This window comes from Cellulomonas telluris (assembly GCF_004886325.1).
Lineage (GTDB): Bacteria > Actinomycetota > Actinomycetes > Actinomycetales > Cellulomonadaceae > Cellulomonas > Cellulomonas telluris.
The window spans coordinates 420,316-433,472 of record NZ_QXFN01000005.1 but is presented as its reverse complement, the minus strand read 5'-3'; the positions used below and the strand labels follow the sequence as shown (position 1 = coordinate 433,472).

General features: G+C 74.5%; 15 protein-coding genes and 1 other RNA gene. 13 read left to right on the top strand and 3 right to left on the bottom strand.

Annotated features, from left to right (window positions below; genetic code table 11):
* The 3 genes from FB586_RS17595 to FB586_RS17585 all read left to right on the top strand — a co-directional run bounded on the left by FB586_RS17595 (nt 1) and on the right by FB586_RS17585 (nt 3,995).
* Nucleotides 1-1,461 carry a M23 family metallopeptidase gene (locus FB586_RS17595; RefSeq protein WP_136520624.1) on the top strand — a complete coding sequence of 487 codons (1,461 nt, stop codon included), beginning with the start codon at nt 1-3 and terminating at the stop codon, nt 1,459-1,461.
* A 99-nt stretch (nt 1,462-1,560) separates the two neighbouring features.
* A complete protein-coding gene (smpB, locus tag FB586_RS17590; protein ID WP_136520623.1) occupies nt 1,561-2,037 on the top strand; it encodes an SsrA-binding protein SmpB in 477 nt (158 codons plus the stop codon).
* Nucleotides 2,034-3,995 carry a DUF2207 domain-containing protein gene (locus FB586_RS17585; protein ID WP_246036894.1) on the top strand — a complete coding sequence of 654 codons (1,962 nt, stop codon included), beginning with the start codon at nt 2,034-2,036 and terminating at the stop codon, nt 3,993-3,995. The genes smpB and FB586_RS17585 overlap by 4 nt, the downstream gene beginning before the upstream one ends.
* Nucleotides 3,996-4,019: 24 nt before the next feature.
* On the opposite strand, the gene FB586_RS17580 is transcribed toward FB586_RS17585, so the two are convergent.
* The gene (locus tag FB586_RS17580) at nt 4,020-5,453 is read right to left on the bottom strand and encodes an NAD(P)/FAD-dependent oxidoreductase (protein WP_136520622.1); all 1,434 of its coding nucleotides are present in this window, start codon (nt 5,451-5,453) and stop codon (nt 4,020-4,022) included.
* Between the two features lie 187 nt (nt 5,454-5,640).
* Here FB586_RS17580 and FB586_RS17575 point away from each other — a divergent pair, with 187 nt between their 5' ends.
* Both FB586_RS17575 and FB586_RS17570 read left to right on the top strand, forming a co-directional pair.
* Nucleotides 5,641-7,236, top strand: coding sequence for a RecQ family ATP-dependent DNA helicase (locus tag FB586_RS17575; RefSeq protein ID WP_136520621.1), 1,596 nt, complete (start codon nt 5,641-5,643; stop codon nt 7,234-7,236).
* Between the two features lie 72 nt (nt 7,237-7,308).
* A complete protein-coding gene (locus tag FB586_RS17570) occupies nt 7,309-7,557 on the top strand; it encodes a DUF6480 family protein (protein WP_136520620.1) in 249 nt (82 codons plus the stop codon).
* 103 nt (nt 7,558-7,660) lie between these two features.
* On the opposite strand, the gene FB586_RS17565 is transcribed toward FB586_RS17570, so the two are convergent.
* Nucleotides 7,661-7,963, bottom strand: a complete 303-nt coding sequence (locus FB586_RS17565; RefSeq protein ID WP_136520619.1) for a DUF427 domain-containing protein — start codon at nt 7,961-7,963, stop codon at nt 7,661-7,663.
* Between the two features lie 132 nt (nt 7,964-8,095).
* A complete protein-coding gene (locus FB586_RS17560; RefSeq protein ID WP_136520618.1) occupies nt 8,096-9,157 on the bottom strand; it encodes an ATP-dependent DNA ligase in 1,062 nt (353 codons plus the stop codon).
* Between the two features lie 133 nt (nt 9,158-9,290).
* On the opposite strand from FB586_RS17560, the gene FB586_RS17555 reads away from it, so the two are divergent.
* From FB586_RS17555 to ssrA, 8 genes are all read left to right on the top strand, one after another.
* Nucleotides 9,291-9,644 (top strand): DUF7878 domain-containing protein, encoded by a 354-nt coding sequence (locus FB586_RS17555; protein WP_136520617.1) that lies wholly within the window; start codon nt 9,291-9,293, stop codon nt 9,642-9,644.
* A 130-nt stretch (nt 9,645-9,774) separates the two neighbouring features.
* Nucleotides 9,775-10,251 (top strand): hypothetical protein, encoded by a 477-nt coding sequence (locus FB586_RS17550; RefSeq protein ID WP_222928389.1) that lies wholly within the window; start codon nt 9,775-9,777, stop codon nt 10,249-10,251.
* Nucleotides 10,248-10,697: an ankyrin repeat domain-containing protein gene (locus tag FB586_RS17545; protein ID WP_222928388.1), complete on the top strand. Its 450-nt coding sequence runs from the start codon at nt 10,248-10,250 to the stop codon at nt 10,695-10,697. Before FB586_RS17550 ends, FB586_RS17545 begins: the two co-directional genes overlap by 4 nt.
* Before the next feature lie 167 nt (nt 10,698-10,864).
* Entirely contained in the window at nt 10,865-11,227 is a 363-nt protein-coding gene (locus tag FB586_RS17540; protein WP_136520616.1) for a hypothetical protein, read from the top strand.
* A gap of 144 nt (nt 11,228-11,371) precedes the next feature.
* Complete coding sequence (locus tag FB586_RS17535) at nt 11,372-11,830, top strand: contact-dependent growth inhibition system immunity protein (protein WP_136520615.1); 459 nt, start codon at nt 11,372-11,374, stop codon at nt 11,828-11,830.
* Entirely contained in the window at nt 11,827-12,189 is a 363-nt protein-coding gene (locus FB586_RS17530; protein WP_136520614.1) for a hypothetical protein, read from the top strand. The genes FB586_RS17535 and FB586_RS17530 overlap by 4 nt, the downstream gene beginning before the upstream one ends.
* A gap of 119 nt (nt 12,190-12,308) precedes the next feature.
* Nucleotides 12,309-12,617, top strand: coding sequence for a hypothetical protein (locus FB586_RS17525; protein WP_136520613.1), 309 nt, complete (start codon nt 12,309-12,311; stop codon nt 12,615-12,617).
* 168 nt (nt 12,618-12,785) lie between these two features.
* Nucleotides 12,786-13,152, top strand: a transfer-messenger RNA (tmRNA) gene (gene ssrA / locus FB586_RS17520).
* The last annotated feature ends 5 nt before the right edge of the window (nt 13,153-13,157 follow it).

The window sequence follows — 13,157 nt, the reverse complement described above, 5'->3', positions numbered from 1 at the left end:
ATGCGACGACGCCACGACCGCACCGACCGTCCCGCCGGCGCCCCCGCGGGCGCGCGCCTCCGCGCCGCCCTGCGCGCCCGCGGCACCGCGTTCGTCGCCGCCCTGGCCGCCGTGGCCGTGGCGGTGCCGGCGTTCGTCGGGGCGGCGGGACCGGCCGTCGCCGACGACCTCTCCAACCGTCGCGCTGCCGCCGAGCAGCGGCGGGCCGCGGCGGACCAGCGTGCGGCCGACCTGGCCGCGGCGATGGAGGAGCTCGACGGCGCCCTGGCCACCGCCGTCGCGGAGCTCGCGGCGATCGAGGCGCAGCTCCCGCAGGCGCAGGCCGCGCTCGACGCGGCGGTCGCGGCCGCGCAGGCGGCGCAGCGCGAGGCGGAGCTGCAGGCGGCGCGACTGGCCGCGGCCGAGGACGAGGAGGCGGCGATCGCCGAGCAGATCGTCGTCGACGACGCGCGCGAGGACGAGATCCGCGCGGCGATCGGGCAGATGGCGCGCGAGGCGTACAAGGGCGGCCGGGACGTCTCGGGGATGAGCGTCATGCTCGACGCCGAGAGCTCGGAGGACTTCGTCGAGCGGTACGGCATGGTCTCCACCGCGATGCGGACGCAGGCGCAGGTGCTCGACGACCTGCAGGCGATCGTCGCGAAGAACAAGAACGCGCAGGCTCGTCAGACCGCGGTGCGCGACAAGGTCGCCGAGATCAAGGCCGCGGCCGACGAGAAGCTGGCCGAGGCGCAGCAGGCGCAGAAGGCGGCCGAGGACGCGAAGGCCGAGGTCGAGCGGCTCCTCGCCGAGCAGAAGGCGAAGAAGGCGTCGATCGAGTCGCAGAAGGCCGAGGCCGCGAAGCAGGCGGCCGCGGTCGACGCCGAGCGGCAGGCGGTCGCCTCCGAGCTCGCGCAGATCATCGAGCAGCAGCGCGTCCAGCGGGAGCGCGAGGAGGAGGCGCGCCGCGCGGCGGCGGCCGCCGCCGGCCAGAAGCCCAGCACCGGCGGCGGCGGGGGCGGTGGCGGGGGCGGGGGCGGCACCAGCGCCCAGCCCGGGGGCGCCCGGCCGGGAGCCCTGTTCGCGAACCCCACGGCGCACAACCCGATCTACGTCACGTCCGAGTACGGCATGCGCCTGCACCCGGTGCTCGGCTACTACCGCATGCACGCGGGGATCGACCTGCGCGACCGCTGCGGCGAGCCGGTGTACGCCGGGCGCTCGGGCACGGTGCAGTGGGCCCGCTTCCGCAGCGGCTACGGCAACCAGGTGATGATCGACCACGGGTGGGTCAACGGCTCGTCCCTCATGTCGAGCTACAACCACATGTCCTCGTTCCGGGTCGGCGCCGGGTCCCGCGTGGAGGCGGGGCAGCTGATCGGGTACGCGGGCAACACCGGGACGTCGGCCGCGTGCCACCTGCACTTCGAGGTGTACGTCAACGGCGCGACGCAGAACCCCCGGTCGTACCTGGGGATCTGACGGGCGGACGTTCGCCCTGCGCAATCACCTCGGGCCGCGTCGGCGCCCGCGGGTAGGCTCGTGCGGCACCCCAGGCACCCAGCACAGGAGGACCGAGCCGTGGCCAAGGCGACGACGACCGGGCGCACCATGGTCGCGGCCAACCGCAAGGCCCGGCACGACTACGTCATCGAGGACGTCTTCGAGGCGGGCATGGTGCTCAGCGGCACCGAGGTGAAGGCGCTGCGCGCCGGACGCGCCTCGCTGATCGACGGGTGGGTGGAGGTCGACGGCGGCGAGGCGTGGCTGCACGGCGTGCACATCCCCGAGTACTCGCAGGGCACGTGGACGAACCACGCGCCGCGCCGCAAGCGCAAGCTGCTGCTGCACCGGCAGGAGATCGACCGTCTCGAGGCGCGCACGCGCGAGAAGGGGCAGACGATCGTCCCGCTCGCGCTGTACTTCCTCGACGGGCGCGCGAAGGTCGAGATCGCGCTGGCCCGCGGCAAGCGCGAGTACGACAAGCGCCACGCGTTGCGCGAGCGCCAGGACAACCTGGAGGCGCAGCGCGCCATGCGCGAGAAGCGCGACCGGTGAGCCGCCAGGACGCGGCCGGGGTCCCGGACGCGCCCGCGCGGGTGCCGGACGGCGAGGTCCGCGTGGTGGTCGCCGCGGTCCGGCGGCTCGCGGCCGTCGCGCTCGCCGTCGTGCTCGCGGTGGGAGTCGTCGTGCTGGCCCCGCCGGCGGCCCGCGCGGTCGCGCCGCTGACGCCCGGCGACCTCACGTCGGGTCGCGAGATCACCCGGTACGACGCGCGCGCGGAGGTCGCGGCGGACGGGTCCGTCCGCGTCGAGATCGAGCTCGACTTCGACTTCGGCGACGACCCGGGCCACGGCCCGTACCTCACGTACCCGACCCGCGTGCCGTACGACGACGAGCGGGACCGGCTCTTCCGGTACTCCGACGTCACCGTCTCGAGCCCGAGCGGTGCCCCGGCGGACCTGCACCGCGAGGACGACGACCGCGCCGTGGTGCTGCGCATCGGCGACGAGGACGTCGACGACGTCTCCGGGGTGCAGACGTACCGGGTGGCGTTCACCGTCCGGGGCTGGTTGAACCCCGCCAACGAGCAGCACTCGGGCGACGAGCTGTACTGGGACGTGATCGGCGGCGGCTGGGAGGTCCCGCTGTCGGACCTGACCGTCGCGGTGACCGGGCCGGCGGACGTCGAGGGCGTCGCGTGCTTCGCCGGGCCGGAGGGCGCGACCGACCCGTGCGCGTCCGCGGAGGCGGACGGGCCGACGGCGACGTTCGGGCAGCGCGTCGTGCCCGTCGGCGACCGGTTCACCGTGGTGTCGGGGTGGCCCGGCGGCACCTTCACGGGTGCGGAACCGATCCTGGGCGAGAAGCTCGACCCGTTCGCCCCGGTGCGACCGGTGAGCGCCGCCGGCGGCGTCGCCGCGGCGCTGCTGGCGGGCGGTGCGTTCCTCGCCGTGCGCCGGGTGCGTCGCACCGGGCGCGACCGCGCCTACCTCGGTCTCACGCCGGGCCTGCGCCCCGGGGGCGGGCAGGAGGGGGCGACGGGGCACCGCGACCCCCGGGCACCCGTCAGCGTGCAGTTCACGCCGCCGGAGGGGGAGCGGCCGGGAGAGATCGGCACCCTCGTCGACGAGAAGGCCGACCCCGTGGACGTCACGGCCACCATCATCGACCTCGCCGTGCGCGGCAGGCTGCGCATCGAGGAGGTGCCGCCGCGCAAGGAGGGCGGCAAGGTCGAGGACTGGACCCTGGTCCGGCTGCGCCATGACACCGACGGCCTGCTGCCGTTCGAGGCGCTGCTCGTGCGCGAGCTGTTCCAGGGGCGGGACGAGGTGCGCCTGTCGGAGCTGAAGACGACGTTCGCCGCGTCCATGGGCAAGGTCCAGGACCTGCTGTACGAGCACGTCACGGAGGCCGGGTGGTTCCGTGCGAACCCGAAGGCGGTGCGCACGGCGTGGGGTGTCACGGGCGTCCTGCTGCTCCTCGTGGGCGTCGTCGGGGTGGTCGTCCTGATGGCCGCGGGCGTCCAGTCCGTGCCGGGGCTCGCGCTCGTCCCGGCCGCGCTGGCGCTCGTCGGCGTCCTCGTCCTGGTCCTGTCGGGCGCGGCGCCCGCACGGACCGCGGACGGCACCGCGGTGCTGGCGCAGACCCTCGGGTTCCGCCGCTACCTCGCGACCGCCGAGGCGGAGCAGCTGCGCTTCGAGGAGGGCGAGGACCTGTTCTCGCGCTACCTGCCCTACGCCATCGTGTTCGGGCTGACCGACCGGTGGGCGCGCGTCTTCGCAGACCTCGCCGCACAGGGCCGGGCGGTCGCGCAGCCCGACTGGTACGTGGGGAGCTGGACGACGAGCCCCTACTTCTGGGGGACCGGCTTCGCCGGTGCGATGGACCGGTTCGAGTCCGTCGCGACCGAGGCGATCAGCGCGCCGACGCCCGGCTCGTCCGGGGGCTCCGGGTTCTCGGGCAGCGGGTACTCCGGCGGTGGCGTCGGTGGTGGCGGCGGGGGCGGCTGGTAGCCGACCGGTCCGGGAGCACCCGCCTCAGGAGCTGCGGGCGCCCTGGTCCCCGCGGTCCGTCACGCGGGCCTCGTCATCGGACGCGTCGGCGCCGGACTCCGACCGCGTCCCGGGCGGGAACTCCCGCGACCCGAAGGTCGTCCCGCCCTCACGCCGCAGGGCGTTGCGCCCGATCACCTGCTGCCAGGTCGCGGCACGCTCGGCGCGCCCGCGGCCGACGAACGACACCGCCCAGTGCAGCAGGGTCGTCACCCGGTTCTTGAACCCGACCAGGTAGAACAGGTGCACGCCGAGCCACAGCAGCCAGGCGGGGAAGCCGGACGTCTCGACGCGGCCGACCTTCGCGACGGCGAAGAACCGGGACACCGTCGCCATGCTGCCCTTGTCGCGGTACGCGAACGGCTGTCCGGTCGGACGCCCGTCGACGCGGCGGCGGATCTGGTCGGCGGCGTGCTCCGCGCTCTGCATGGCGACCTGCGCGACGCCCGGCAGCCCGTCGAGCTTCATGAGGTCACCGATGACGAAGACCTCGGGGTGCCCGCGGAGCGTGCAGTCCGGCTCGACGGGGACCCGGCCGGAGCGGTCCGCCTCCACGCCCGCCCGCTCGGCGAGGACGCGGCCGATCGGGGCGCCCTGCACGCCGGCGGCCCAGATCTTGCACGAGGACGGCAACCGGCGCCGCTCACCGTCGCCGTTCTCGACCTCGACGCCCTCCTGGTCGACGTCGACGACCTTCCAGCCCGTCCAGATCTCCACGCCCTGCTCCTCGAGCTCACGCGTGGCGGCGTGGCTGAGGCGCTCGGGGTAGCCGGGCAGCACGTGGTCGACGGGGTCCACGAGGAGCACGCGCGTGCGGCGCGGGTCGACGTGCCGGAACTGCCCGGGCAGCACACGGTGCGCGAGCTCGGCCACCTGCCCGGCCATCTCGACGCCGGTCGGTCCCGCGCCGACGACGACGAACGTGAGCAGCCGGTCCACGGCCGCCTCGTCGCGCGTCACCTCCGCCAGCTCGAACGCGCCGAAGATGCGGCCGCGGATCTCGAGGGCGTCGTCGAGGCTCTTCATGCCCGGCGCGTGCTCGGCGAACTCGTCCCGGCCGAAGTACGACTGCCCGGCTCCCGCCGCCACCACGAGGCTGTCGTAGCGGGTGCGCGTCACGCCGGCGGGCGAGCGGTGCACGACCTCGCGCGCGGCGAGGTCCACGTCCTCGACGACGCCGAGCAGCACGCGTGCGTTGCGCTGGCGCCGCAGCACGTCGCGGGTCGCGGGGGCGATCTCGCCGGACGAGAGCACACCCGTCGCCACCTGGTACAGCAGCGGCTGGAAGAGGTGGTGGTTGGAGCCGCTGACGACGGTGACGCGCACCCCGGGCGCGTCCGCGAGGGCGCGCGTGGTGAACAGCCCGCCGAAGCCTGAGCCGATGACGACGACGTCGTGCGGACGCGGGGACGCGCTCATCCGTGACCTCCGGAGCGTGACGCAGGGGGACGGGTCGACCGTACGTGCGCGGTGCCGCGACCGCGCGGCGGCCGCGTGACGCTCGTCGCAGCGGCGCGGGGGATCGGGCGTTCGCCGGGCGCGCGGGGCCCGTGGTGGGTAGGACGGTGCGGGGCCGCCGCACTGGCGCGCCGGACGGAGGTGGCGGGTGGACGTCGACGCGGCGGTGACGCGCGTGCTGGGCGAGGGGATCGAGCTGCGGGAGTCGCAGCGTGACGCCCTCGCGGGACTGGCGGAGCACGACACGCTCCTGGTGGCTCGCACGGGGGCGGGCAAGACGGCCGTGTACGCGGTGGCGACGCTCGTCGCCGAGCGACTGACGGTCGTGGTCTCGCCCCTGCTCGCGCTGCAGCGCGACCAGGTGACGTCGCTGCGCGAGTCGGGGCTGCGGGCGGCGTCGGTCAGCTCGGCACGGACCGCCGCGCAGCAGCGGGAGGCGCTCGAGGCGGCGTCCTCGGGCGACCTCGACGTGCTGCTGCTCGGCCCGGAGCAGCTCCAGCGCGAGGTCGTCCTCGACGCCCTGCAGCAGGCCGACGTGGGTCTCGTCGTGGTCGACGAGGCGCACTGCGTGAGCGAGTGGGGGCACGACTTCCGGCCCGACTACCTGCTCGTCGGCTGGGCGGTGCACCGGCTCGGCGACCCGCGCGTGCTCGCGCTCACCGCCACCGCGTCGGCGCACGTGCGCGAGGAGATCGTCGACCAGCTCGAGATGCGCGACCCGCGGGTGCTGGTGCACGACGCCGACCGGCCGAACATCTGGCTCGGCGCACGCCCCGCGGCCAGCGAGGACGAGCGCGACGCCTACGTGCGCGAGGCGGTGCTCGACGAGCCGGGCGCCGTGATCGTCTACGCACGCACGCGCGCGCACACGGAGGCCCTCGCGGAGGCGCTCGCCGAGGACGGGCGGCCCGCGCTCGTCTACCACGCGGGCCTGCCGGCCAAGGAGCGGTCCGCCGCCCAGGACCGGTTCCTGTCCGGCGACGCCGACCTCGTCGTCGCGACCTCGGCGTTCGGCATGGGCGTCGACCGCGCCGACGTGCGGCTCGTCGTGCATGCCGGCCCGCCCACGACGCTCGACTCGTACTACCAGGAGGTCGGCCGTGCGGGACGCGACGAGGAGCCGGCGCGCGCGCTGGTCGTGCACCGCCCGGAGGACCACGGCCTGGCCCGCTACCAGCGCTCCAGCGGCGGGTCGCGCCCGCAGACGCTGACGTCCGTCGTCCGTGCGCTCGAGGAGAGCCCGGCCGACCAGGCGACGCTCGCGGAGCGCACCGGGCTCGCGCGCCGCACGGTCGCGCGCGCCCTCGGCGAGCTGCAGCGCGTGGGCGCCGTCCGGGACGACGACGGCCGGTTCCGGACCGTCGAGGGCGCCCGCGTGCGGCGCGTCCTGGCCGACGTGCAGGAGGAGCGCGAGCGCCGCGCACGGCTCGAGACGTCCCGCGTCGACCTCGTGCGCACCTACACCGACACCACCGACTGCCGCCGGCGCCTGCTCCTGGAGCTGCTGGGCGAGGAGCGGCGCGACGTGTGCGGGCACTGCGACTCGTGCGACGCGGGGACGTCGGTCCGGGCGTCGGAGGACCGGGTCCGTCCCGGGCAGGCCGTGCGGCACCAGGAGTTCGGGCCGGGTGTCGTGTCCGTCGTCGAGGCGGACCGCCTCACGGTGCTGTTCGAGGAGCGCGGGTACGTCACGCTCGACACCGACGTGGCCCTCGACGCGGAGATCCTCACGGTGGAGGGCTGACCGGCGCCTCGGGTTGCCGTCCCGGTGGCCGGGGGCGACGGTGGAGCGAGCAGTCCGGAGAGAAGGGGACGCATGAGCCAGTCGCCCGGGGCGAGCACGCCCGACCCGCAGCCCGACCAGACGCCCGGCCTGGAGGCCGGCGGAGGTGTCAACCCGGGGGACACCCCGCCCGGGGAGTCGTCGACCACGTCGGGCCTGTCCGCGCACCAGCCGAAGGTGGGGTCCACCGGGTCGAACTGGCTCGTCTACGCGATCGTCGGCGTCGTCGTCGTGCTGGTGGGCCTGTACTTCGTCGGCTACGCCATCGGCATCACCGACTGAGCGCCCCACCCGCGAGCGCGCCACTCGTCGCGCGAGCGCACCGCGAAGGACCGGTGCGCTCGTCCGGCGAGTGGCGCGCTCGGTGCGGGGTGAGTGGGTCGCGTCAGCGGACCTCGACGTCCGGGGAGAACGCGACGTAGCCGCTGAAGTCGGCGCCCACGCGCTCGAACGCCGAGGGGTACGGGTGCGGGTAGGACCAGGCCTGGTCCTCGACGAGCGCGTCGCCGTCGCGGACCGACCAGTACTGGCACTCGCCCTTCCACGGGCAGACGTAGGGCGTGGGCGACGTCTCCAGCAGGTCCGTGCGGACGCTGGACGGCGGGAAGTAGACATTGCCCTCGATGTGCAGCACGTCCGACTCGGCCGCCTCGGCGAGGACGGTGCCGTTCAGGGTGGCGGTGGGCATGGCGACCTCCGGGTGACGTGAGGCGGCGGTCTGCCGTCCTTCCGCACGGTAGGCCGGGGACGGTGGTCCGTCGAGGCCCGGGCGCGCCGGCGGGGGGCGTCGACCGGCCGCTCCGGCGCGGCCGACGGGCGCTCAGCCGCCGAGGATCTCCGCGAGGTCGAAGCGCACCGGCTCCTCGAGCTGGGCGTACGTGCACGAACGCGGGTCGCGGTCGGGGCGCCAGCGGCGGAACTGCGCGGTGTGCCGGAAGCGGTCGCCCTCCATGTGGTCGTACGCGACCTCGACGACGAGCTCGGGGCGCAGGGGGACGAACGACAGGTCCTTCTGCGCGTTCCAGCGGCTGACCGCGCCGGGCATGCGGCGGTCGGCGTGGGCCGACTGGTCCGCCCACGAGCCCCACGGGTGCTCGGCCAGGTCGACGTCGCGGTACGGCGCGAGGTCGTCGAGCAGGCTCTTGCGCCGCGCCATCGGGAACGACGCGCTGACGCCGACGTGCTGCAGGTGCCCGTCGTCGGACCACAGCCCCAGCAGCAGCGAACCGACCACGTCCCCGGACTTGTGCCAGCGGAAGCCGGCGACCACGCAGTCGGCCGTCCGCTCGTGCTTGACCTTGAACATCGTGCGCTTGTCGGGCTGGTAGGTGCCGTCGAGCGGTTTGGCGACGACACCGTCGAGGCCGGCACCCTCGAACTGCGTGAACCACCGCTGCGCCTCGTCCATGTCCCCTGTGGCGGGGGTGACGTGGACGGGGGGACGGGCGTCCGCGAGCGCCTCGACCAGCCGGGCGCGCCGCTCCCCGAACGGCGTGCGTGTCAGGTCCTCGTCGCCGAGTGCGAGCAGGTCGAACGCGACGAACGACGCGGGCGTCTGCCCGGCGAGGAGCTTGACGCGCGAGGCGGCCGGGTGGATGCGTTGCTGGAGGGCGTCGAAGTCGAGCCGGTCGCCGGTGACGACCACGATCTCCCCGTCGACCACGCAGCGCTCCGGCAGGTTCGCCTTGAGCGCCTCGACGAGCTCGGGGAAGTAGCGGGTCATCGGCTTCTCGTTGCGGCTGCCCAGCTCGACCTCGTCGCCGTCGCGGAAGACGATCGTGCGGAAGCCGTCCCACTTGGGCTCCACGTGCCCCACGTCGGGGATCTCCTTGACCGACTTCGCGAGCATCGGCGCGACCGGGGGCATGACGGGCAGGTCCATCGGGCCATCGTGGGGCAGTCCACCGACATGCGCACGGGTGCGCGCCCGGACGGCGTCCGCGCGGCCGTCGATTCATGGCGCGGTGGTAGCGCCTTCGAGGGGCATCGACTTCTCGGAGCTGGAGGGCGATCTCGTGGAGGACTACCTCGTGTCGGTTCAGGCCGACTTCCGGATCGTTGATCGAGACGTGGTCATCTATCACGAGCCGTACTTCACGGTGGCGGAGCTGGCGTGGAGCCTGACTCGGTGGCTGCGCGCCGTCGTTCGCGACGACTTCCGGCTCGACTCCATGTCGTCCTCCCTGATCGGGCTGATCACCATCATGCGAGAAGGCGACGGGTGGGTCGTCTTCTCCGAGCAGTCCCCTCACATGCGGGGCGGACCGGTACCGGACGACGCCATCGAGGCATGTGCTCGTGACTTCATCTCCTGCGTCTGGCGGGACCTCACGGCCTACGGCGTCGATGCTGACCGAGTCATCGGTTGATGGTGGGCCCATGGTGCTCGTCCACCGACAAGGAGCGGCCATGGACAGGGCGGCTCGCAGACGCCCAGCACCACCGAGAGTCCCGACGCACGGACGACGCCGGGACGTTGCCGAGCACGACGGAGGAACGATGATGGAGCACGTCCTGGTCGAGAGCGTGCGCGACGGGTTCTCGCTCGACCCGCGCCCCTACCTCGAGCGGCTGCCGGTGCTCGCGGAGCGGCTGCCACCCGGGGCTGCCGCGTTCGCCCTGGACCCCGACCACTACGACTTCGGCTCGGTCCGCTGCGTCAAGGACCTGCGCCTGTCCACGCTCGTCGTGCGGGACTCCCGGGACCGGCTCGCCGTGGAGCTGGAGCTGAGTCCCAACCGCTTCAAGCACGACGCCGGCCTGGTCATCACCTACCGCGACGTGACCGGGCTGGGCGTGGAGCCGGGCGACCGTGGCGCGCTCGACGGCGGCTGGGCCGATACCCGGCTCGGCAGCGTGCAGCTCGACGAGATCGTCCCGCACGCCGACGGGTGCAGCCACGAGATCGCCCTGACCGACGGACGCATCCGGGTGACGGCGGCCGACCTGACCGCGCGCTGGCAGGAGCCGGTGTGACCCTGGAGTGGGAGGGGGCCGTGACGTCGGAGCCCGCCCCCGTCCCCAGCGCCGGCAGCGGGTGCGTGAGGGGAGCGGAGGTGTCGCCGGCGCACGCCGCGGTCGAGCACGAGGACCTGCCGCGCCTGCGGGACCTGCTGGACGCGGGGACGGACGTCGAGGAGGTGGCGGGCGGCCTGACGCTGCTGCAGCACGCGGTGGACGTCGAGATCGACGCGCACGTCGAGCGGGGCGCGCCGCTGCACGTGGACACGACGGCGTACCTGCTCGCGCGCGGCGCTGATCCCCTCGCCCCGGGTGGGCACGGTGCGGGGTCGGCGCTCCAGGCGGCGCGCCTGGGCGGGCACTGGCTCGCGGTCGCGCTGATCGAGTCGCACCTCGCGGCCGGCGGTCGTGCCGGTGCGCCGGGCTCGGCCGCACAGCCGAGCCACCGAAGCAACGCGTGATGGACGTCGAGCGGCTCGCGGGACGCGACCTGCACGATCTGGTTGGGGCGCTGGCGGAGCCGCCCGCGCCGGCCGACCTCGACGCGGGACGCTAGCGGGCCCTCGTCTGGCTGCTGACACACGCCCTCCAGACGGACGGCCCGACCCTGGACGAGCAGGCCTGGGCCGTGTGCAGCCCGGTGGTCGTCGACGTGCTGGCGCGTGCGGTCGAGTCTGGGGCGTTCGGGTCCGACGACGCCCTCGTGCGGCGCCTGCACCTCACGGCGTTCGCGCTGGCGTGCGCCGGAGGGCCCAGGCCCGGGGTCGCGCTGCTCGACGCACGGACCGCGGTCGACCTCGTCCTGGCGGCGCTGCCCTCCGACGCGGCACAGGTCGCGGCCGACGCCGCGCGCTGGCGGGACCTGCCGCGAGACCGGATGCACCGCCTGCGGCAGGTGAAGAACCTCCTGGCGCCCGCCCTCGTCGTGAGCGAGCGCGCCGGGGACCCGCGGCTGGACGACTGGCGCGCGGTCCACGCGGTCCTGCCCTGAGCGGCGGCGAGCCGAGCTCGCGTCGTCCGGCGCACAGTGCGGACTCACGTCCTTGCCAGCCCTCGCACGGTGCTCGAGGCGGCGAGCACCCGCGTCGTCGAAACCCGGGGACTCGGCCGAGGGGCATCGGGCAGGATCGCGGGCATGGTCACGTCAGGGGACGCCTGGGTCCCGCGCAAGCACGGCCGGCCCCGCCCGCGCCCCGAGCCGCTGGCCACCCTCGGGTACCTCGCCAGGCACTACTTCCACCAGGACTACGACCTCGAGGCGAGCGACCCGGCGGGCGTGGTGCGGGTGTTCGCCCAGGAGGCGGGGGACGAGGCCGTCGGGAGCCTGCGACGCGAGGTCGTGCAGCTGCTCGCCGAGGCGCGGGACGAGGACGAGCTCGAGCACGTGTGGCGGACCCGCTTCGGCGCGTCGTACGAGCCGCGGCGCCACGACGGCCTGTCCTACCGGGAGTGGTTCGAGGTGGTCGTCGCCGTGCTCGACGGGCGGCACCGCGACGGTCCGTGGCCTCCGCGGGGGCTGGGCGGTGACGGTCGTCGTCCGGGTCACAGGAGGCCGGACGAGCGTCCCCGGGCACACGGAGAGGTGAGGCGATGAGTGGCGCGGACAGCAGGCTCCTGGCGGCGTTCCTGGAGGACCTCGCCCGAGCGGCGGACGGCCGGGTCGACACGGTCGTCCGCGGCGTGACGAGTCCCGACGACGGTCCGTGGATGGACGACCCAGGGCCCTACCGGCGGCTGGGGGAAGCACTCGACGGTCGGACGGAGGACCTGCGCGCGGTCCTGGCGGAAGCCGCGCGCGGGCTGCTGCACAGCGCCCTGGCCGCCGTGGACGGCGCGACGGCGAGCGCCGAGGTCGGTCGCGTGCACCTGGTCGACTCCGACGGCCGCGAGCTCGCCGAGGTGCTGCACGAGGCCTTCGTGCAGCACCTCGCCGAGACCGGGCGGCTGCGGTGACGTCGCCGGCCCCCGGTGGCCCCCGCTCGCGACGGACCGGCGGGCCGGGCACCTCGCCGGGCTCCGACCCGCGGCAGGCGCGCAGGAGCGGGCCGCGCGCGTGGGCGCGCCCGGGCCAGGTGCCCGCGGACGCGGGCGTCGCGGGGCAGATCGCCAGCATGCGGGCGGTGGTGGACGGCGCCGTCGACGGGGAGGAGTTCGTGCGCGCCTGGTTCGCCGGTCGCAGCCGGGCGCTGCGGCACGGCGAGCGGCTGCGCGCGCCGTTCGCCCGGGTCCTCGACGACGTCTTCTTCCTGCTCGAGGACGAGTACACGGACGACCCGGCGCTGCGCGGGCCGGACGCCCTCACCGACGAGGCGATGGTCGAGCGGGTGCGGGCCGCGCTCGACCGCCTGTCCGCGCTCGACGGGTGGTCGGGGAGGTCGTGACGTCTCCGTAGGGCCCGACCTCGCGGGAGACCGCCGCTCCCGTCGGGAGCCGGTTCGGCGGCGCTCGGGAATGCCGGCGACCCGGCGGTCGTTGTGTCGTACGCTGGGCTCACCGACCCGGACCCCGTGAGGGGCCGGGTGCGGTGCTTGACAAGTGAACACACCCCTGGGGGTGATCGGTTTCGACGGTGGTCGTCGATCCAGGAGAAGCGGGTCGAGGACGCACGGTTATCTCGTAAACGCTCCGTGCGACTCATAGGTGCCGATAACAAGCGCACCGACTTCGCCCTCGCCGCCTGAGCGAGCCTCGAAGTCCGTCAGCCTAAGCATGCTCTCGGCTTAGTCACTGGCGTCATCTAGAGAGCCACTGCTGTCCGTCCTCGTCGGTGGGGCGGGCGGGACTCTTAGCCGACTGGGCCTGTCCACGTCTTGTCCGCGTGAACGTGGGGGCCGAGAAACTCGTTAGCGGACTGCACCCGGAGAATCCCTGGTTCCACGTCATCGGACGCGGGTTCGATTCCCGCCACCTCCACTCCCAGC

Coding starts and splice junctions, on each gene's coding strand:
- FB586_RS17595 (WP_136520624.1), top strand. CDS start 1: ATGCGACGACGCCACGACCGCACCGACCGTCCCGCCGGCGCCCCCGCG.
- FB586_RS17580 (WP_136520622.1), bottom strand. CDS start 5,453: ATGAGCGCGTCCCCGCGTCCGCACGACGTCGTCGTCATCGGCTCAGGC.
- FB586_RS17570 (WP_136520620.1), top strand. CDS start 7,309: ATGAGCCAGTCGCCCGGGGCGAGCACGCCCGACCCGCAGCCCGACCAG.
- FB586_RS17565 (WP_136520619.1), bottom strand. CDS start 7,963: ATGCCCACCGCCACCCTGAACGGCACCGTCCTCGCCGAGGCGGCCGAG.
- FB586_RS17560 (WP_136520618.1), bottom strand. CDS start 9,157: ATGGACCTGCCCGTCATGCCCCCGGTCGCGCCGATGCTCGCGAAGTCG.
- FB586_RS17550 (WP_222928389.1), top strand. CDS start 9,775: ATGATGGAGCACGTCCTGGTCGAGAGCGTGCGCGACGGGTTCTCGCTC.
- FB586_RS17535 (WP_136520615.1), top strand. CDS start 11,372: ATGGTCACGTCAGGGGACGCCTGGGTCCCGCGCAAGCACGGCCGGCCC.
- FB586_RS17530 (WP_136520614.1), top strand. CDS start 11,827: ATGAGTGGCGCGGACAGCAGGCTCCTGGCGGCGTTCCTGGAGGACCTC.